At 60.0% G+C, this 18,535-nt stretch carries 14 protein-coding genes and 1 other RNA gene; 7 read left to right on the top strand and 8 right to left on the bottom strand.

All coding sequences use genetic code 11. From position 1 onward, the window contains the following. Nucleotides 1–28 precede the first annotated feature (28 nt). From ssrA to ATY79_RS07550, 4 genes are all read left to right on the top strand, one after another. Nucleotides 29–398: a transfer-messenger RNA gene (ssrA, locus tag ATY79_RS07535) on the top strand. A 127-nt stretch (nt 399–525) separates the two neighbouring features. Next, nucleotides 526–1,035: an SspB family protein gene (locus ATY79_RS07540; protein ID WP_088691998.1), complete on the top strand. Its 510-nt coding sequence runs from the start codon at nt 526–528 to the stop codon at nt 1,033–1,035. A 50-nt stretch (nt 1,036–1,085) separates the two neighbouring features. Continuing rightward, a complete protein-coding gene (locus ATY79_RS07545; protein WP_088691997.1) occupies nt 1,086–1,280 on the top strand; it encodes a DUF4169 family protein in 195 nt (64 codons plus the stop codon). Between the two features lie 97 nt (nt 1,281–1,377). Then, the gene (locus tag ATY79_RS07550; RefSeq protein ID WP_088691996.1) at nt 1,378–1,596 is read left to right on the top strand and encodes a ribbon-helix-helix domain-containing protein; all 219 of its coding nucleotides are present in this window, start codon (nt 1,378–1,380) and stop codon (nt 1,594–1,596) included. Nucleotides 1,597–1,698: 102 nt separating this feature from the next. On the opposite strand, the gene ATY79_RS07555 is transcribed toward ATY79_RS07550, so the two are convergent. The 3 genes from ATY79_RS07555 to ATY79_RS07565 form a co-directional block, all read right to left on the bottom strand. Then, nucleotides 1,699–5,442, bottom strand: a complete 3,744-nt coding sequence (locus ATY79_RS07555) for an AsmA-like C-terminal region-containing protein (RefSeq protein ID WP_088691995.1) — start codon at nt 5,440–5,442, stop codon at nt 1,699–1,701. Between the two features lie 182 nt (nt 5,443–5,624). After that, nucleotides 5,625–7,037: an FAD-linked oxidase C-terminal domain-containing protein gene (locus tag ATY79_RS07560; RefSeq protein ID WP_088703397.1), complete on the bottom strand. Its 1,413-nt coding sequence runs from the start codon at nt 7,035–7,037 to the stop codon at nt 5,625–5,627. Between the two features lie 108 nt (nt 7,038–7,145). Further along, on the bottom strand, nt 7,146–8,180 hold the full coding sequence (locus ATY79_RS07565) for an aldo/keto reductase (RefSeq protein WP_088703398.1): 1,035 nt from the start codon (nt 8,178–8,180) through the stop codon (nt 7,146–7,148). A 96-nt stretch (nt 8,181–8,276) separates the two neighbouring features. Between ATY79_RS07565 and ATY79_RS07570 the strand changes: the two genes are divergently transcribed. Both ATY79_RS07570 and ATY79_RS07575 read left to right on the top strand, forming a co-directional pair. Then, the gene (locus ATY79_RS07570; protein ID WP_088703399.1) at nt 8,277–9,179 is read left to right on the top strand and encodes a LysR family transcriptional regulator; all 903 of its coding nucleotides are present in this window, start codon (nt 8,277–8,279) and stop codon (nt 9,177–9,179) included. Between the two features lie 159 nt (nt 9,180–9,338). Beyond that, a complete protein-coding gene (locus ATY79_RS07575) occupies nt 9,339–10,433 on the top strand; it encodes an AbrB family transcriptional regulator (RefSeq protein ID WP_189637108.1) in 1,095 nt (364 codons plus the stop codon). On the opposite strand, the gene ATY79_RS07580 is transcribed toward ATY79_RS07575, so the two are convergent. Next, the gene (locus ATY79_RS07580; RefSeq protein WP_088703400.1) at nt 10,393–11,280 is read right to left on the bottom strand and encodes an AraC family transcriptional regulator; all 888 of its coding nucleotides are present in this window, start codon (nt 11,278–11,280) and stop codon (nt 10,393–10,395) included. The genes ATY79_RS07575 and ATY79_RS07580 overlap by 41 nt on opposite strands. Before the next feature lie 33 nt (nt 11,281–11,313). Between ATY79_RS07580 and ATY79_RS07585 the strand changes: the two genes are divergently transcribed. Continuing rightward, on the top strand, nt 11,314–11,721 hold the full coding sequence (locus ATY79_RS07585) for a DUF2000 family protein (protein WP_088691989.1): 408 nt from the start codon (nt 11,314–11,316) through the stop codon (nt 11,719–11,721). A 51-nt stretch (nt 11,722–11,772) separates the two neighbouring features. Here ATY79_RS07585 and ATY79_RS07590 read toward each other — a convergent pair whose 3' ends face one another. The 4 genes from ATY79_RS07590 to ATY79_RS07605 all read right to left on the bottom strand — a co-directional run bounded on the left by ATY79_RS07590 (nt 11,773) and on the right by ATY79_RS07605 (nt 18,193). Next, nucleotides 11,773–12,438: an OmpA family protein gene (locus ATY79_RS07590; RefSeq protein ID WP_037084427.1), complete on the bottom strand. Its 666-nt coding sequence runs from the start codon at nt 12,436–12,438 to the stop codon at nt 11,773–11,775. Nucleotides 12,439–12,632: 194 nt separating this feature from the next. Then, the gene (locus tag ATY79_RS07595; RefSeq protein WP_088691988.1) at nt 12,633–13,628 is read right to left on the bottom strand and encodes a flagellin; all 996 of its coding nucleotides are present in this window, start codon (nt 13,626–13,628) and stop codon (nt 12,633–12,635) included. A 249-nt stretch (nt 13,629–13,877) separates the two neighbouring features. Next, nucleotides 13,878–17,030, bottom strand: a complete 3,153-nt coding sequence (locus ATY79_RS07600; RefSeq protein ID WP_088703401.1) for an efflux RND transporter permease subunit — start codon at nt 17,028–17,030, stop codon at nt 13,878–13,880. Continuing rightward, entirely contained in the window at nt 17,027–18,193 is a 1,167-nt protein-coding gene (locus ATY79_RS07605) for an efflux RND transporter periplasmic adaptor subunit (protein ID WP_088691986.1), read from the bottom strand. Before ATY79_RS07605 ends, ATY79_RS07600 begins: the two co-directional genes overlap by 4 nt. Nucleotides 18,194–18,535: the final 342 nt, after the last annotated feature.

The following is an 18,535-nucleotide window of genomic DNA, read 5'->3' on the forward strand; positions in this document are numbered from 1 at the left end:
CTCTCCACGACACGGTTTTGTGACAAGGCCTCTTCCCATCCATCGCGGAAAACACTATATCAGCCATGCCGGTCCTCGGGCCGGCTATGGCGATAAATGAGCGGTGTAATAAACCTATTGGACCCGGGGGCGGTACCCGGCGCCTCCACCAAAAACCGGCGGGCTGCCAAATCGATGGCCGGCTTTTGATGGGGGCGAAACAGGATCGACAAGGGTGTAAAGATCGTCTTTTTGCTCGGCATTGTACCGCCGTTATCGGGCTAAAATTGTAGTTGCAAACGACAACTATGCGGAAGCTCGTCTCGCTGCTTAATCGCGGTGTGACACTTCAAATAAAGCCCTAGTGGTTCGCACCTCTAGGCGGGGTCCGAAGGCACCTGGCAACAGAAGCCTTCACCTTCTCCCTTGTGCGCAAATCATGTATGGTTTGGTCAAGCATGACTCGGCTCAGGCCTTTTCCACGGCGTCTTGGCATGCCATACAGCCTTGGGAAACGAGTCCGAACCAAAAGAAAGACAGGAAAGCATGGGGCAGGATCACATCCGTTACGACATTCTGGCACAGGACGCACTGCGCGGCGTCATCCGCAAGGTTTTGTCTGAAGTTGCCGCGACGGGCCGCCTGCCGGGTGAGCATCATTTCTTCATCACCTTTCTCACTGGTGCGCCAGGTGTTCGCATTTCGCAGCATCTGAAGGCGAAGTATCCGGAGCAGATGACCATCGTCATCCAGCACCAGTTCTGGGAGCTGAAGGTCACAGAGACGAGCTTCGAGATCGGCCTTTCCTTCTCGGATGTACCGGAAAAACTGTTCATTCCGTTCAACGCCATCCGCGGCTTCTACGACCCGTCCGTGAACTTCGAACTGGAATTCGATGTGCCTCTCGCCGACAGCGAAGAGCTTCCGGCTGCCGAAATCACCGCTTATCCGGTGGCATCCGACAAGTCGGAGGAAACGCCCGCCGCCAAAGCGGACGGCGAGGAAAAGAAGCCTGGTTCGGTCGTCTCGCTCGACGCCTTCCGAAAGAAGCAGTAAAACAAAGGGAAGCAACTGCTTCCCTTTTTCAATTCCGATCGAGGCCAGCCGTGACCGCCGAAGTCGTCAATCTCCGTCAGTTCAAAAAGAAACAGGCCCGCGCCGACAAGGAGAAGCAGGCGGAGCAAAACCGCATCTCCTTCGGCCGCACCAAGGCTGAAAAGCAGCTCACGAAGGCGCTCAACGAGAAAGCCGAACGCTCTCATCGACTAGGCCGGATCGAGAAACCCGAAGACGACAAATGAGCGCCCGGAGAAACGGAAAAGATTCAGAGATCAATCAGTTGGACGGTTTTCTGGAATCACATTCTCGGCAACTTGAATCGAATTCTGAAGCCTTGCGATGATCCGCAAGCACTCAGCGACCCTGCACGGACACCGCACCAGCTTCTCCCTGGAAGACGAATTCTGGCTTGAGCTGAACACAATCGCCAAGGCGCGCGCAATTCCGCTCGCAGCCCTGATTTCTGATATCGATGATCAGCGGCAGCCGGAGAGCAACCTCTCGTCAGCGCTGCGCGTCTATGTCCTTAACTGGCTGAAATCCGAGAATGTCGGTTAGGCTTTGCAACCGGCAGGTCGATGCATTGCAGACGATAAACCACCGGCAGTGACGGGTGGCAGAATTTCTGTGATGGCAAAGCCCACGATGTATCAGACGTGATTACTGCGGCATCTGCACACCCGGCAGCCCAGGTATCGTTTTGAAATTGAGAGAGTTTTCGGGCGGTATCGCAAGCTGCTCCTGCGCACGCCGCGCGGCATCCGCGGCAGCCTTCTCTTGCGCCGCCCTGGCGCGTGCTTCAGCATCGGCTTTCGCCTTGGCTTCTGCCTCAGCCTTTGCCTTCGCTTCGGCTGCTTGTTTCTCGCGCTCGGCCTGCGCGGCCAAAGCTCTCAGACGCTGTTCTTCAGCTTGCTGCTCTGCTTCGAATGCCACAGCCTTCTGGCGTTCCGCACCATTGAACTTGTAGAGAGCGACTTCGCGACGCAGTCGCTGCTTTTCCAGCACATTCGACTGCAGACGCTCGACGCGCCGGCGCTCGCGCTCGAAGGCGCGCAGCGACAGGAAACCGGTGATATCGGTAACGTCCATGGTACGCCCAGGCGACGCAAGCAGCCCCGAGAAGTCGAGGCGTACCGCAGGCTCCGCGCCGGGAAGCACCTCGCTGCCCGGATTCAGCGCAATTTTGAGCGACGCATTGATGCGCTGCTGTGGCAGGTCGATCTGGCCGTTGCCAACAACCTTCGCCTGATCGGTCGTCACGCTGACGTTCTGAAAGCGCAGAACCCCGTCCGTCACGTTGAATGGAATGGCGGTCGGCGGCAGCTTCGCTTCGCCGTTATTGAGCAAGGTCTCGACGATCGGGTGGACTTTGCCGGCATTCAACTGATCCTGCATCGGATCAGTAGCGGCCAGCAACGGCGCCAGCATGCCGAGATTGAGCCCACGTACGCTGATATCACCGAGCTTCACCTCACCGGAGCCATTCAACGAACCGGCGATATCCTTCATCGACTTCCCGGAAGCTTCCAGAGAGAGTGCCAGCCCGAACTTGCCGTTTGCGACGGGAGCTCCATCGCGCGGCCATACGACCCCGGCGAGGTCCGCGTCCGCCAAAGTAAGCTTTGTCTGGAAGAAGCCCGTACCATCGGCGTTGGTAAAGAGCAGATTGCCGTTCAGGCTACCGCCATCCCAGCCGCCCTTGATGTCGTTCAGCTCGAGTTCGTCGCCTTTGTAGGCCACATTAGAGGTGAAATCCGAAATCGGACCCGACCAGCCAGGCCAGAATTGCTTGGCCGAAAGCTTGAGGTTGACGTCCATGTCCTTGAAGACTGGCAAGCCCAACGCCGCGCCCGACAGGTCGCCTGTCGCCGCATCCGTCATTGGCCCGTAGACCGCTTCTCCGAGCCACGCGGCATCGGCGTTGGAAAGTGCCAGCTCGCCCGTCGCCGCTGTCTTCTCCGCTTTGCGATCGACGGTCAGCGCGCCGTTGAACTCGTTGTCGGCGGCATGTCCTGCGATATTCGCAAAGGCAATCCTGTTTCCATCAATGGTCGCGTTCGTCGTCAGTTTGAACGGCAAGCCCGTACCCATCTGCGGCACTGCGATGCCGTTCATGACAAGATACGGATCAAGGTCCGCACTCTCCAGCGATACTGCAAGCTGCCCGTTCATGAAGGCCTGCGGACGAACATCCACCTTGCCGCCAGCGGTGAACGAGGTACGGTCGGTGGCAAACGTCAGCTGCGCATCCGCGGGATCCGTGCCTTCAGCCTGCACCTTGAGTGTCAGACGGCCGTTCGCGTCCGCATCGACCGGCAAGGGATCGAGGCCGGCCTGCCCAAACAGGATCGACGTGACGCTGTTTTCGAGCGTCGCCTCCAGGCTTGTCGTACCCTTGCCCGTCAGCGCCAGAAGATCCGACATGCGATAGTCGAGGTTGACACGGCTGCCGTTGCTCACCCCGGCCAGCGTCAGGGTCAGACCGTCGCCCTCGTCTCCTCCAAGCGTCAACGCTCCGCGCAGGGCGGTATTGGTGTACCAGGCAGCGTTGCGTACGAGCCTGTCCATGACCGGATGCTGCGGCAGATGCTGCTTGAGCATGGTGAAGAACGAGCCCGGATCGGCCGATTTGAAGGTGATTTCCCCGGACCCCTTGTAGTCCAGCAAGGAGCCCTCGGCGCGACCCGTCGCGGTCACCTCGGCACCCGCCAGATTCTTGACGGAAAGATTCTCGACGGCCAGAGCGCCGTCGGCAATTGCGAAGCTCGTTTCGACGTCGGCCGCTTCGACACCAAAGGCCGTAAATTTGTCGGCCTTGAGCCGCGCGTTGATTTTGTGATCAAGCACGTTGTCGCCGGCATCCTGACCGGTGAACAATCCTGTCAGCGCGCGCAGCGCATCCAGATCGAGCGTATCGCCTGCAAGCGCCACGTCCAAGGTCGGAGCCTGATTGGCCACCGCCTGCCGGTCCAGCCTGCCCTTGAGCGTCGCCTGCCCCACGGCAATTTCCAGATTGTCGAACGTCTGCCGGTCGTGCGTGAGATTGACATCGGCGGAAAAACCCGCCTGTCGCAGTTGCCGGATTGCAGGATCGACAGAGCCGGCAAGCCACGCCGCAAGGCCAGTGGGCTGGCTGGATGCCACGGTGAGCTGCCCCACGAAGGATGCTTGCCCCTGCAAATTAAGATTGCCTTGGCCCTCCACTTGCGTGCGACCGGGTAGTGTACCGACCACATTGGCGATCGTCCAGCCCTTGCCGGCGGGTTCGACATCAAGCTGAATATCGCGGATCGTAGTGTCTCCGGCGACGATCGCCGGCAACCGGATGCTCGCCTTCCCCGGAACCTGCGGCACAGGGACTTGCGAAACGATCTGGATCAGCGCGTTCAGTCGCTGCCGGGCCGAAAGACTGGGGTCACGGTTCGTCTTGCCGTTTGCCCCCTGATTGCCGATACGATTGACATCGATCTGCTGGCCATTCGCAATCAGCAGGAATTGCGGCTTGCTTCCGGTGTCGAGCGTCGCCTCTCCGGTAACGACATAGGGATCGTCCGTAGGCCCGACCTCCAAGCGATATTCCGGTATCCGAACGCTTTCGTTGGTGAGCTCGAACTTCCCTTTCAACCGTGGAGGAACATCGACCTTGTCGGTCTTCTTGCCATTCCGGCTCTCGATCGACGCAGAAATCGTTCCCTGATAGTTCGGTCTGCGATCTACGAGCTTGAGTTCACCATCGAGATCGACCGTCACGGGGTGCTTATCAGGCTGCAGCCGCGTGCGCATCCGCAGGACTCCGTTCTCATCCGGCTGATTGCTGGCGATCGTGAAGTTGCCATGCTCGCCGTCCAGAGCTGCATCACCCTCGATCCGCCACGGACCGGCAAGCGATTTGGCCGACATCTCGGCGTTCAGACCCGTAACGTGCCGCGAGCGCCCCGATTGATCGTCAATGAACTGAAGATCGCCACCACTGACGTGAACATTCTCGAGAACAACCGTCTTGGCCGGAATTTCAGGTTGACTGCCGCGCGTCCAGTCGAGCGTGCCGTCCTTCAGCAACCTCAGCTTCACCTTCGGGTTGACCACGCGCATGTCGAAGATCAGCGCTTCGCCCGACAGGAACGGCGCAAGTTCAGCGTCCATCGAGAACTGCTCGATCTGCACGATCGGCGATCCGTCGAATTCCTGCCCGACGCGCACGTCATGCAGCGTCACCGACGGAAACGGCAGCAGGCGCGCATCCACCGCACCATGGACCACGACCTTCTTGCCGATAATGCGGCTTGCCTGATCCTCGAAATTCTTTCGGAAGTCGGTCCAGTCGATAAACAGCGGTGCCAGCAGCGCCACGAACAGCGCCACGACAATCACTCCGCCCAAAAAGACGAGGAACCGGCCTACCAACTCAACATTTCTCCATTTGGGAATCCAATGCGGACACTAGAGCATGATACCGAAAGCTGTGAAGCAGCTTTCGGGCAACATCATGCTCTATTTACTTGATTTGGAGATGAATTCGCCTCATCGCCAGTCAATCTTCCGCTGCGTCAATCTTGGCCATCCCACCATGCAACGGAATTCCCGTTTTAGCCGCGGTGGAATATCTTGCCGGGATTGAAGATATCATCCGGATCGAGCGCCTTCTTGACCTGCCGCATGAGTTCGACCGTACCACCGAGCTCCTCTTCGAGAAATGCCATCTTACCCTGACCGATACCATGCTCACCAGTGCAGGTGCCATCCATTGCCAGAGCGCGAGCGTTAAGCCGGCCGACAAAGGCTTCAGCGACAGCAATGCCCTCCTCCGTCTTGTCGTCGAACAACAGAAGCACATGGAAGTTCCCATCGCCGGCATGCCCGACGATCATCGCCAGCAAACCATGTTCCTCGATATCGGCCTGCGTTTCGCCGATGCAATCGGCAAGACGCGAAATCGGCACGCAGACGTCCGTTGAGAGCGCGGCCATTTCAGGCGCCAGCGCTCGCGACGCCCAGTAGGCATCGTGCCGTGCCTTCCAAAGCTTACGGCGCTCCTCGGCGTTGACTGTCCAAGAGAACTCACCGCCGCCGCATTCGGAGGCGATCTCGGCAAACTGCTCCGATTGCAGGGCAACGGTTTCGTCCAAACCGTGAAACTCGAGAAAGAGCGTCGGTTTTTCCTCGTAACTGAGCTTTGAATAGGCATTGCACGCGCGAATTTGCAGCGCATCGAGAAGTTCGATACGGGCAACCGGAATGCCCATCTGGATGGTCATGATGACAGCATCGCAGGCAGCGCGAACGGTTGGAAACGCGCAGACGCCGCCGCCGATCTTCTGCGGAACACCCTGCAGCCGCAGCGTTACGGAGGTCAAAATGCCCAGCGTGCCTTCTGCGCCGACAAAGAGCCGGGTCATATCGTAACCGGCGGACGACTTGCGTGCGCGTCGCGCGGTGCGGATTTCCTCTCCGTTCGCGGTGACCGCGGTTACTGCAAGCACATTGTCCTTCATCGTGCCGTAACGCACGGCATTCGTTCCCGAAGCGCGTGTCGAGGTCATGCCGCCGATCGAGGCATTGGCCCCGGGATCGATCGGGAAGAACAGACCGGTATCGCGGAGATAGGTGTTCAGTTCCTCCCGCGTCACGCCGGGCTCGACGGTACAGTCGAGATCCTCAGCATTGACTTCAAGAATCCGGTTCATTCGGCTGAAATCGATCGATATACCGCCGTTGGGCGCGTTGACTTGCCCCTCCAGCGACGAACCGGTGCCAAAGCCGATGACCGGCACCTTATGTTCGGCACATATCTTCACCGCAGCCTTCACGTCGTCGGTACTCTCGGCAAAAAGCACGCCGTCTGGCAGCTGCGCCGGGATGTAGGTGGTGGTATGTGCGTGCTGCGCGCGAAAGGCTTGACCGGTCTGGAAGCGCTCACCGAAGCTCTGTTTCAGAACGCCGAGAACGGCAGCGATGCCAACCTCGTTCCGTGTTCCGGTCTTTGCATCTTTGAGCGCCATCTCTTTGATCTCCTTCGCCTTCGCTGCCGGAAGGCACGTTGGTATGAGACAAGAGACGGCGCCTGTCCAGTACAAGATTGGGAAGAACGGCTCCCTGCCGAGTGCCGCTTAGACCAAGGGCGGATTGAGCCGCGCGAAGGCCGCCTGTCTCCGGTACGGGAAGTACGGATAGGGTGCGGTCACGGCACTCGCCTTATCGAGCCTTTCCACCTGTTCCTTCGACAAGGACCAGCCGACAGCACCGAGATTCTGGCGCAATTGTTCCTCGTTGCGCGCGCCGATGATGACGCTGGAAACGGTTGGACGACCGATCAGCCAATTGAGGGCGATCTGCGGGACGGTCTTGCCCGTCTCTTCGGAAATCTCGAACAGCACGTCGACGATATCATAAAGCTTCTCATCATCGACCGGCGGGCCGTAGTCCGCCGTCTGGTGCAACCGGCTGCCCTCCGGCAACGGTTGGCCACGCCGGATCTTCCCGGTGAGACGGCCCCAGGCAAGCGGACTCCAGACCAACGCGCCGACGCCCTGGTCGGCAGCCAGTGGCATCAGTTCCCATTCGTAGTCGCGGCCGGCAAGAGAATAGTAGACCTGATGCGCAACATAGCGCGGATAGCCATGCCGCTCCGAAATCCCGAGTGACTTCATCAGCTGCCATCCCGCGAAATTGGAGACACCAACATAGCGGATTTTTCCCGCAGCGATCAGCCCATCCAGTGTTGCGAGCACTTCCTCGATGGGTGTCGAGGCATCGAATGCATGAAGCTGCAGCAGATCGATATAGTCGGTCCCAAGCCGTTTCAATGCCTCGTCTGTCGAGCGGATGAGGCGCGAGCGCGACGTTCCCCACTCAGCAGGTCCATCGCCCATCGGCAACGCGATCTTGGTTGAGACCAGTACTGCATCGCGCCGGCCGGCGATCGCTTGGCCAAGGACCTCTTCGGAGGCACCGCCCGAATAGACATCTGCCGTATCGAAGAGGTTGACGCCCGCCTCCAGCGAAATGTCGATCAGGCGCCGGGCTTCGGCTGCGTCCGTATTGCCCCATGCACCGAAGAGCGGACCCGAGCCTCCGAATGTTCCCGCGCCAAAGCTCAAAACCGGCACCCTGAGGCCCGATGCGCCGAGATTTCTATATTCCATGGTCGGTCTCCTGTTGTGGACTTCAGAAGAGATAGACACTGAATCTACGGTGATATAGATTGCCGGAAGGAAAACCATCCATGAATTGAAGTCATCATGAGCAGGCAAGACAGCAATCGCTCCGGCGAAATGGAAGTCTTCGTGCGCGCTGTCGAACTCGGCGGCTTCACGGCCGCTGCCCGCGCCTGCCGCATGACACCGTCCGCTGTAAGCAAGCTTGTGGCAAGACTCGAGGCCCGCCTTGGCGCTCGCCTCGTCAACCGTTCGACCCGCAAACTGCATTTGACGCCGGAAGGCTCCGCCTTTTACGAGCGCAGCGTTTCCATTCTTGCAGACATAGCGGAGGCCGAACGCTACGCATCATCAGGCGAACAAGCCACGGGCCCCATCCGCATCAACACCAGCGCCTCCTTCGGCCACCATATTCTTGCGCCGCTGGTTTCCGAATTTCTGGCGCTCAATCCCGCCGTCACGCTCGACATCTCGCATACCGACGCCATCGTCGATCTCGTCGAGGATCGAGCCGATGTCGCGATCCGCGCCGGACCGCTGAAGAGCTCCAGTCTCATTGCGCGCAAGCTTGGCTTCACCCGCAAGCTGATCGTGGCATCGCCGGATTATTTGAAGCGCGAAGGCGAACCAAAGACCATCGCCGACCTGAAGCGTCATCGCCGCGTCGGCTTTTCCTATACGCGCAGCGTTCAGGGCTGGCCCTTGCTCGATGGTGGCGAGACCATTGCGCTGCCGATTACGCCGGGCGTCCAGGTGGGTGACGGCGAAGCGATGCGATATATGGCGCTATCAGGTGCGGGGCTTGTCCGCCTCGCCACCTTCACCGTTCGCGCCGATCTCGAGGCCGGGCGGCTGGTCCCGGTTCTCGAAGACATCAACCCCGGCGACATCGAGGAATTCTACGCCGTCTACATTGGCCAGGGCGGCCCGTTGCCGGCTCGCGTGCGGGCGCTGCTCGACTTCCTGGCGGAGCGCGTCAGCCTCTGACACTGCGAAACCGGCAGGAATTCGCAATTGACCGCTTCCCCGGCTGACGCCTATATCGACGCATATCCTCCGGTCTCCGGCCGGCCTCTTTTGCCACCAGTGCGGCTCCCTGCTTCGACTGATCGCGGTTCCAGCATTGGCAAGATATGCATGGGAATCATGCCGTTGTACGACGCCAGCCGTTTCTTTCGATACGCCAGCCTGCCGCGATGGATCCTCCTGCTCAGCATCTCGACCCTGCTTGTGGTCGGGCTTGAAATGCTCGGGCTACCAGCCTCGCTTCTTATCGGCCCGATGGTGGCGGCAATTATCCTTGCCCTATCCATCGGCCCCGGATCGCTTCGCGTCCCGCGCTGGCCGCTCCTCTTCGGGCAAGCGCTCGTCGGCTTTCTGATGGCGCGCGCCATCACCGTCGATATCCTGAAGACGATGGCGACCGATGCGCCACTCTTTCTCGCGATGATCTTCTCCGTCATCGTCGCCGCGGCCGGTCTTGGCTGGCTGCTGACGCGCTGGCAGGTCTTGCCGGGTACGACGGCGGTCTGGGGTTCCTCGCCAGGGGCAGCCTCCGCAATGGTCATCATGTCCGAAGCCTATGGCGCCGACGCCCGTCTCGTCGCGTTCATGCAATATCTCCGTGTGGTCTTCGTCGCTGTGGCAGCCTCGGTCGTCTCCCGCCTCTGGGTTGCCGCAGATGGTGGCGAGCCGCCGGCATTCATTCTCTTCCCCCCGGTCGACTGGCCGGCGCTGGCCGCCACTGTCGCCCTCACATGCTTGTCCGCCTACATTGCTGTGCGCTTTCGCATTCAAGGCGGCACGATCACTGTGCCGCTGGTGGTCGGCTCGCTGCTCCAGGGCTTCGGTCTGCTCACTATCGAGCTTCCGCTATGGCTTCTGGCAATCAGCTATGCGCTGATCGGCTGGAACATCGGGCTGCGTTTCACCCGTGGCATCGTCATGCACGCCGCTCGTGCCCTGCCCCGCGTGACCGCCTCAATCCTGCTGCTGATGTCGATCTGTGGCTGCATGGCCCTTGCACTGCACAAATTCGCGGGCGTCGATCCGCTCACGGCCTATCTTGCCACTAGCCCCGGCGGCGCGGATTCCGTGGCGATCATCGCTGCGTCGAGCGACGTGGACGTGCCCTTCGTGATGGCTATGCAAACCGGCCGCTTCTTGCTGATCCTGTTTACTGGCCCAATGCTGGCTCGCTTTATCGCGCGCCGATCCGGCCTTGCGGAGAAGCCCGTTTAAGGCTCGCCCATTGGCCGGGCGTCAAGCCATAGGCTTTCTTGAAATGGCGGGTCAGATGGCTTTGGTCTGCAAAGCCCGTGGCAGCCGCCACATCCGAAAGCCCGTCGCCTGCGCCGATCAAGGTACGCGCCTGCTGCAGCCGCCGCATGAGCAGATAGCGATGCGGACTTGTTGCAAATGCGGCCCGGAAATGCCGCGCGAGGGAAAAGCGGTCGAGGCCGGTGACGGTCTCCAACTCGCCGGATCGCACAGCTTCCGTGGCGTGCGCTTCGAGATAGTCGCGCGCCAATCTTGCGCGCTGCCACGCCAAATTGCCGAGCGGACGCTGCGGGGTCTTCGCAAGCCTTGCAAGTCCGCCTGCAACGCGCGAAACGAAGTCGTCGACGAACAACTCGTCGGGCTCGCGATCCAGCTCGCCAAGCGCTGCGAGCAGCGTGCCTGCCAGGATGGGATCCCAGATGACAGGGTCGTCGACGAAAGGCAGTCCGATCCTCTCAGCAGCCAGGCATTCGAGCAGTAGCGCCGGCTCAAGATAAAGCATGCGATATTGGAGCCCGTCATCGGTGCCAGCTCCACCATCATGCTCTTCATCCGGATGGAGCACGAGCACTTGCCCCGGCATGCTGAAGCGCCGCTCACCGCGATAGGAGAAAGTCTGCACACCCTTTATCGTGACGCCGAGAGCATAAGTATCGTGGCGATGCGGCTCGAACGCCTTGCCAGAAAACTGCGCTTCCATCCGCTCGATGCCGGGAAAGCCCGGCGCAATTACGATCCCGTCTGTGCCGGGCTGCGTGCACAAACGTTCAAGACCCTCGAAGGCATGACTGTTTACATCCTGGTCCAACGCGACTTTCGAACCCGCATGAAAGAGACTGGAATGTTTGATACCAAAATTGCGATCGTCCTGCGAAACAATCTTGCATCCTGGCAGAAGCTGAACGTCACCGCTTTCCTGATGAGCGGAATTGCCGGGCAGAGCCCCGAGATCATCGGTGAATCGTACAAGGATCGCGCTGGCAATCTCTACAATCCGCTGTCCATCCAGCCGATTATCGTACTGTCGGCCGAGGACGAAACGATGTCGGCAATCCACCGCCGCTCCCTGGAGCGCGGCGTAACCTCATCGCTGTTCATCGAAGAGATGTTCGCAACCGGCCACGACGCCGCCAACCGGGCCGTCTTTGCCGAATATGCACCTGACGATGCCAAGGTTGTCGGCATAGCCATCAGGGCCGAAAAGAAGATCGTCGACAAGATCACCAAGGGTGCGACGATGCATCGATAACGAAAACGGCCGGGCGTTGACCCGGCCGTTTTTCTTGACTGAAAATGTGGATCAGCTCTGGGTGACAGGCGCGATCTGGATTTCAACGCGGCGGTTCTGCGCGCGACCAGCTTCCGTAGCGTTGGAAGCAATCGGCTGCGACGGACCGAAACCGACGGCAGAAACACGGCGCGGATCGATGCCCTGCGTGCCGAGATAGTCGGCAACCGACATGGCGCGGCGCTGTGACAGATCCTGGTTGTGCTGCAGGCTGCCGGTGGAGTCGGTATGACCGTTCACGTCGATAAGGGTGCGGTTGAACTTGCGCAGGACGATCGCGACAGAATTCAGCGTCGGATAGAAACCAGCCTTCACGGCATCCTGGTCAACATCGAACGTAATGTTGGACGGCATGTTCAGGATGATGTTGTCGCCGCGGCGGGTCACCGAGATGCCGGTTCCCTGGAGCTGAGCGCGCAGTTCGGATTCCTGCTGGTCCATGTAATTGCCGATCGCACCACCCGCGAGCGCGCCAACGCCGGCGCCGATCAGCGCAGCATTGCGACGTCCAACCGGCGAGCCGCCGACAGCCAAGCCGGCAAGCGCGCCAACGCCTGCACCCAGCAGCGCCCCACCTGAGGTGTTCGACATTTTCTGCTCGCCGGTATAGGGGTCGGTGGTGGTGCAGGCACTAAGGTAAGTTGCAGCAACAGACAAAAGTATGAATTTCTTGATCATGGACAGGCTTGTCTCCAATTCGGTGTTGATGCGACCAGTATTAAGGATTGCGGCAACAAGATGAAACAGATGCTTCAGATACCGGAAATTGAGAAAAATGCACAGCTACTGCGGATCGTAAGCCACAGTGGCGGGCCGAGCAGTCATGTCGCCCGTTGGAACACGGGCGACGCGTCGCTTATCAAGACAACCTGTCAGAAGTTCTGGAAGAGTTGGCGAACTTTGTCGTAGCTGGCATTGGCGATGTTCAGTGACTGCAAACCTAGCTGCTCCTGCGTCTGCAGGGCCCGCAGCCGGCTTGACTGCTCCTCCATGTCCGCGTCGATCAGGCGGCTGATGCCGCGGGAATAGGAATCGTCCAGCGACTGCGCGAAATCGCTCTGGATACTAATGCGCTTTTCGAGTGCGCCGAAGGCCGAGCCGACTGTCGTCATCTGGTTCAGCATCCTGTCGACGACGGTGATCATCTCCGTCACCTGCGCCTGGGTCGTCGTGCTCGAAACCCCAATTTCGACTTGCCCTGCCGTATTGCCGGCCCCCTTCAGCATCACATAGTTTTGCGAGGCGCCGGCCTCGGTGGCAAAATACTGAGAGGTCAGAGCGCCATATTCGCCGGAACCAGTCGTGCGGTCATCGATCAGGTAGCGCGCATCCTGAGATGTAGTCGCACCCACCGGCGCTAGATCGGCCTCGTAGCTTAGCATGTCGACCTTCACCGTTCCGTCGGGATAGCGGATGAAGGAAGACGGGATCTGCCTCGGCTTTGATGGATCGGCAGAATCGTCGATCGCAACCCAGTTGTCGCCATTGAACTCTGCCGACTGCGCAACCGATCGCAGCTGATCTTTCAGCTGGGTGATGTCAGTGTTGATCTTGTCCTTGTCGACGCCGGACTCGGTCGCTGCGACCAGCTTCGCCTTGATCTCGCTGACGAGATCGATCGCGCTGTCGACCGCGTTGTAAGCTGTGCCCATGGTGGCAGCCGCGAGGCCAAGGGCATCGCCAATGGCCGACTGGGCTTTCTGATCGGTTTTCAACGTCGAACTTATCGCCCAGTAGGCGCCATTGTCGGATGCTTTTTCCACTCTGAGGCCAGTAGAGACCTGCCTCTGGGTCTTGGTCATATCGCGACCGATGTCACGCAAAACATATAGCGCGGCATCCACCGAAGTGCGCCGATAAATGCTCAAGGTACTGTACTCCGAACACAACAATACACTGATACAAGCGAACCGTACCGCGAACGATCATTGTCCGGGAGCGCCTGAACGAGGCACCAAGGCGGTCCTCTGAAAACGCTGGAGGACCTATCGGCTTCAGTTGGAATGATTGCTGCCCATGCTTAAAAAACATCTAAAGTTCAGAGTAAATTCATCCAATCCTACAAGTTTTCATAAACTATAAGTCGCAGCCTTTGCCCGCCAGGGCAGCGGGCGGCTTTACTCCGCCGCTTGCAGTCGGCCCGCCTTTGGTGCCGGGGCGCGCGAGGCATGCGCCATTTCTTCGTGGAGGCGTTCTTCCTCGTGAGCATGCGGCTTCGCGAAGCGGGCAATCAGCAGGTAGGCGACCGGCGTGATGTAGAGCGTCACAAGTGTCGCAAAGCCGAGCCCCCCGACGATGACCCAGCCGAGTGCGATACGCGCCTCCGCGCCGGCCCCGTGCGCAAAGACCAGCGGGACGCCCCCGAGGATGGTCGCGATCATCGTCATCATCACAGGGCGTAGACGCAGCGCACACGCCTTCTCGATCGCCGTGCGTACTTCCTCGCCACGATCGCGTAGCTGGTTGGCGAATTCGACAATAAGAATGCCGTTCTTCGCCATCACGCCGACAAGCAGAACAAGACCGATCTGGCTATAGATATTCAGGCTCGACCCGGTGATAACAAGCGCGAATACAGCGCATGCGAGCCCGAGTGGTACCGTCGACATGATGATGACCGACGACAGGACGCTTTCGAACTGCGCGGCCAGAACCAGGAAGATGATGACGATGGCAAAACCGAAGGTCAGCGCCATGCCACTCGAATTCTCCTCCAGCGTTGCCGCCTCGGCTAGTGGGACGAGACGGGCGCCCGCGGGCAGGACCGACTTGGATATCTCGGTCACTTCCTTGACCGCGTCTCCCAGCGAGAGGCCGTTCTTCAAACCGGCTGTGATCGCCACCGACGCAAGCTGCTGTTCGCGGTTCAGCTGCGGCGCGACCGAGCCTTCCGTCAGCGATGCGATCACCGACATCGGAACGATCTTGCCGTCGCCCGTCTTCAGGAACACGTTCTCGAGATCAGTCGGATCGTCGAGCGGTCGGGTATTCGAGGTGAGCAGCACGGGATAGGCTTCCCCCTTGACAAAAACATCGACGACCGACCGGCCCTCCAAAAGCGACTGCATCGCCGTTGAAAGACCCGTGATGTCGATGCCGAGATCGGACGCGCGCTCGCGGTCGATCGTCACCGACACCTGAGCCTGTGTCGGCTCGTTGGTCAGTCGCGGCGTGTCATAGTGGCCCGTCGCGTCGAGGACCTGCACCAACCGAGCGGCCGCGACAGTCAGCGCCTCGTGGTCGTTGCCGACAAGCGCCATCTGCAATCCATTGCCGGCGCCGCGAATGCGCAGGCTGTTCGACTGGATCGCATTGCCGCGCAGCGCCGGGACCTTTGCCGCCGCCTGGTTGATGTCGGTAACAATCTCCGCCTGCGTGCGTTGGCGTTCACCCCATGGCGCCAGTGTCAGTACCATGAAGCCGCTATTGACCTGCCCGCCCTGCCCTGAGATCGAAAAGACGTTGCTGATATCGCCGCTGTCGACGAGCGGTTGGAGATACTCTTCGACCCGTTGCATCTTGTCGCGGGTATATTCGAGACTGGAGCCTTGCGGCGTCGTCAGGCGCATCATCACGAGGGCGCGGTCTTCGTTAGGCGTCAGTTCGCTGCGAACTGTCTGGAACGCGAGAACAGCTGCTCCCGCGAAAAGCATGGATGCAACGATGACCACGAGTGGTGCATTCAGGCAGGCATGGAGCGACCAACGGTAAGCATTCGCGAACCAGGTTCCGAAACGACCGAGGATACCGTGATCCTCGAGCATTTCCTTCGTCAATATTCGCGACGCCAGCATCGGACATAAGGTCAAGGCGACGATCGATGAGAGACCAACCGAGAAAGCCAGCACGAAGCCGAACTCGCGAAACAGGCCGCCCACCTGCCCCGGCAGGAAGGACAGCGGAATGAAGACCGCGGCAAGCGTCGCGGTCGTGGCGATGACAGCAAAGAACACCTCGCGCGTGCCAAGCACAGCAGCCGCCCGTGGCCCCATGCCTTCCGAGCGGCGGCGCACGATGTTTTCGAGGACGACGATCGCGTCGTCCACCACGAGACCCGTCGCCAGTACGATCGCGAGTAGCGTCAGGATGTTGATCGAGAAGCCGACGAGATAGACCGCTGCCAGCGTTCCGATCAGTGCAACCGGCATACTGATGGCAGGGATAATCGTCGCGCGCCAGTCCCTCAGAAAGAGATAGATGACGCCGGTGACGATGACGGCGGCCAGAATCAGCGCCAGCACCACTTCATGAATCGCGCCCTGGATGAAGACGGCGTCATCGCTGGTGATGGCGATCCGTGTGCCCTCGGGAAGCGTTTTTGAAAGCTCAGCGACGGCGTCCTTGATGCCGTTCGAGATATTCAGCGTATTCGATTGTGCCTGGCGGATGATGCCGAGGCCGATGCCGGGAACGCCGTTGGAGCGCAGCGCAGTCTGCCCGTCGCGTGGTCCGAGGGTAACATTCGCCACATCGCCGAGACGCACGTGGTTCTGCAGGATGACGTTGGAGAAATCCTCCGGCGTCTGCAGGCTTGCCATCGCACGCACAACGATCGTCTGCGTCGGGCTCTTCAGCGATCCGGCCGGCACGTCGAGTGCAGCGCTGGAAAGCGCCTTCGTCAGATCGCCAACCGTCAGCCCGCGACTGGCCAGTTCGCTCTGGTTGACGTCGACACGGAAGACCTTCTCCTGGTCGCCGTAGGTTTCGACATCGGCAACCCCGTCGACCGAAGCAAGCCGATCGATGACCTGGTTTTCGACGAGAAGGGTCAGATCGTCCATGTTGAGTTTGGACGAGGTGACGGCAAGACGCATAATCGGTTGAGAATCGGAATCCGCCTTGACGATCTGCGGTGCATCCGCCTCCTCAGGCAGACGATCGGCGATACGACCGATGGCGTCGCGCACATCGTTCGCCGCAACGGCGAGATCGACCGAGTCGGAAAATTCGAGTGTCACGCGGCTCTGGCCGAACTGAGAGCTGGACGAAATAGACTTGAGGCCACTGACACGGGCGGCCGCGCCCTCGATCACCTTCGTCAGTTCCTGGTCGATCGTCTGTGGAGAGGCACCGTCGAACATGGTGCGAACCGTCACGACAGGCCGGTCGACATCAGGCAGTTCACGCACTTCGATCCCGGCATAGGCCGCAAGGCCGGCGACGATCATGAGGGTATTGAAGACCAGCGCCAGGATCGGGCGCCGGACGAACAGCGCGGTAAAGGTCTGCTTGCCGGAAGCCGGCTTGTCCTGCATCTCGATCACGTTCATTGCGTGGCAGGCTCCGAGTTCGACGCGACTTCGTTGGCAACCCGCACTGCACCGCCTTCACGGACGCGCTGCAGGCCTTCGGTAACGATCGCGTCGCCGTCCTTCAGATCGGCCTTGACGAGAATGTAGTCGGGGTTGCGCTGCACTATGCTGACGCGCACCTTGCCGGACTTGCCGTCGACAACCCGCCAGACAAAGGCCCCTTGAGAATCCCACTGCACCGAGAGCGGATCGACTGCCGGATACTGGTCGCCCCCAAACTTCATCCCGACGTTGAACGACATGCCTGCGCGCAGTTCGTCCGATGCGTTGTCGATGCGGGCCCGCACGCGCATCGTGCGGCTGGCGGCGTCAATGCGATTGTCGATCGCTTCGACCCCGCCCGAGAAAACGCGACCAGGCCGAGCGACCGATGTTGCCTCGACCGGCTGGCCGACCGTGATCGTGTTGGCGAAGCGCTCCGGCACCCAATAGTCAACAAGAATTTCAGTCCGGTCGTCGAGGGTCGCGACCGGTGTGGTCGTCGAGACGTTATCGCCAACATTGACTGGAATGATACCGACGATGCCATCGATCGGCGCAACGATGCTGCGGCGCTCAAGATTGAGCTCGGCGGCCTGCAGTTGCAGCCGCGCACCCTGCTCCGCGATCTCGGCATCGAAGACGTCCATCCGCGACACGCTGGATTTGATGTTGTGGTAGAGGCTGGACTTTTCGATAGCGCTCTTCAGCGCAACGTCCGCCTGCCCGCGGGCGATGACCTGCTCTTCGCTATCGAGCTTTGCCAGCACCTGACCCTTGGTGATCTTGTCACCCGACTTGATCAGGATCTCGCGGATCGTGCCGCTCGCCTGCGGCATCACCACGACGGAGTGAATGGCGTCACCCGTGCCGATGGCGCTCAGCCGATCATTGACGATGCCACGAACAACGGCTTGTGTGGCGACCAGAACGGGCGCATGGGCCCCGCCGCTGCGGCGCCTTGATTGTCCCTCTGCGTTAGCCGCAGGCTGCGGCGCCGCCGTCCCGGGCGCCAGCTTGGAAACCTCAGCGAAACCGGCCTTGCGTAGCGTCTCTCCAGCACCCGGCACAAAGTAGACCCATCCGGCAGAGCCGGCCGCAATCACGACAAGGCAGATTATAAACTGCTTCCAAAATGGCATTCACGTCTCCAGAGGGACTCGAGGCTGGTCCAGGGTCTATCGAAAGAGGCGTTCGCAGGACAAATTGCCGCACGTCTGCGACAATATTGTCCCTTTGCTGATCACCGGCAAGCGAATTGACCCTTGATTACTGAATTGTAATTCAAGACTGAGTTACCACCGACGCATCTCCCAGCCGCTTGCATCCGTGTTGTAGAGTTCGCCTTCAAGGTCAAATAGCGGTTTTGTTTTCTGACCCGTAGCGACGATGGCGCTCGCTCCAGCGGCATGCGCAAGCAATTCCCGCAATCCAGCGCTCTTGCATAGCTGACATAGACTGAGGACCGCGACCCGAACGGGAAT

It is taken from the genome of Rhizobium sp. R693 (assembly GCF_002211315.1).
Taxonomy (GTDB): domain Bacteria; phylum Pseudomonadota; class Alphaproteobacteria; order Rhizobiales; family Rhizobiaceae; genus Rhizobium.

Coding starts and splice junctions, on each gene's coding strand:
- ATY79_RS07605 (WP_088691986.1), bottom strand. CDS start 18,193: ATGCCATTTTGGAAGCAGTTTATAATCTGCCTTGTCGTGATTGCGGCC.
- ATY79_RS07590 (WP_037084427.1), bottom strand. CDS start 12,438: ATGATCAAGAAATTCATACTTTTGTCTGTTGCTGCAACTTACCTTAGT.
- ATY79_RS07570 (WP_088703399.1), top strand. CDS start 8,277: ATGAGCAGGCAAGACAGCAATCGCTCCGGCGAAATGGAAGTCTTCGTG.
- ATY79_RS07575 (WP_189637108.1), top strand. CDS start 9,339: ATGCCGTTGTACGACGCCAGCCGTTTCTTTCGATACGCCAGCCTGCCG.
- ATY79_RS07565 (WP_088703398.1), bottom strand. CDS start 8,180: ATGGAATATAGAAATCTCGGCGCATCGGGCCTCAGGGTGCCGGTTTTG.
- ATY79_RS07550 (WP_088691996.1), top strand. CDS start 1,378: ATGATCCGCAAGCACTCAGCGACCCTGCACGGACACCGCACCAGCTTC.
- ATY79_RS07600 (WP_088703401.1), bottom strand. CDS start 17,030: ATGAACGTGATCGAGATGCAGGACAAGCCGGCTTCCGGCAAGCAGACC.
- ATY79_RS07560 (WP_088703397.1), bottom strand. CDS start 7,037: ATGGCGCTCAAAGATGCAAAGACCGGAACACGGAACGAGGTTGGCATC.
- ATY79_RS07540 (WP_088691998.1), top strand. CDS start 526: ATGGGGCAGGATCACATCCGTTACGACATTCTGGCACAGGACGCACTG.
- ATY79_RS07585 (WP_088691989.1), top strand. CDS start 11,314: ATGTTTGATACCAAAATTGCGATCGTCCTGCGAAACAATCTTGCATCC.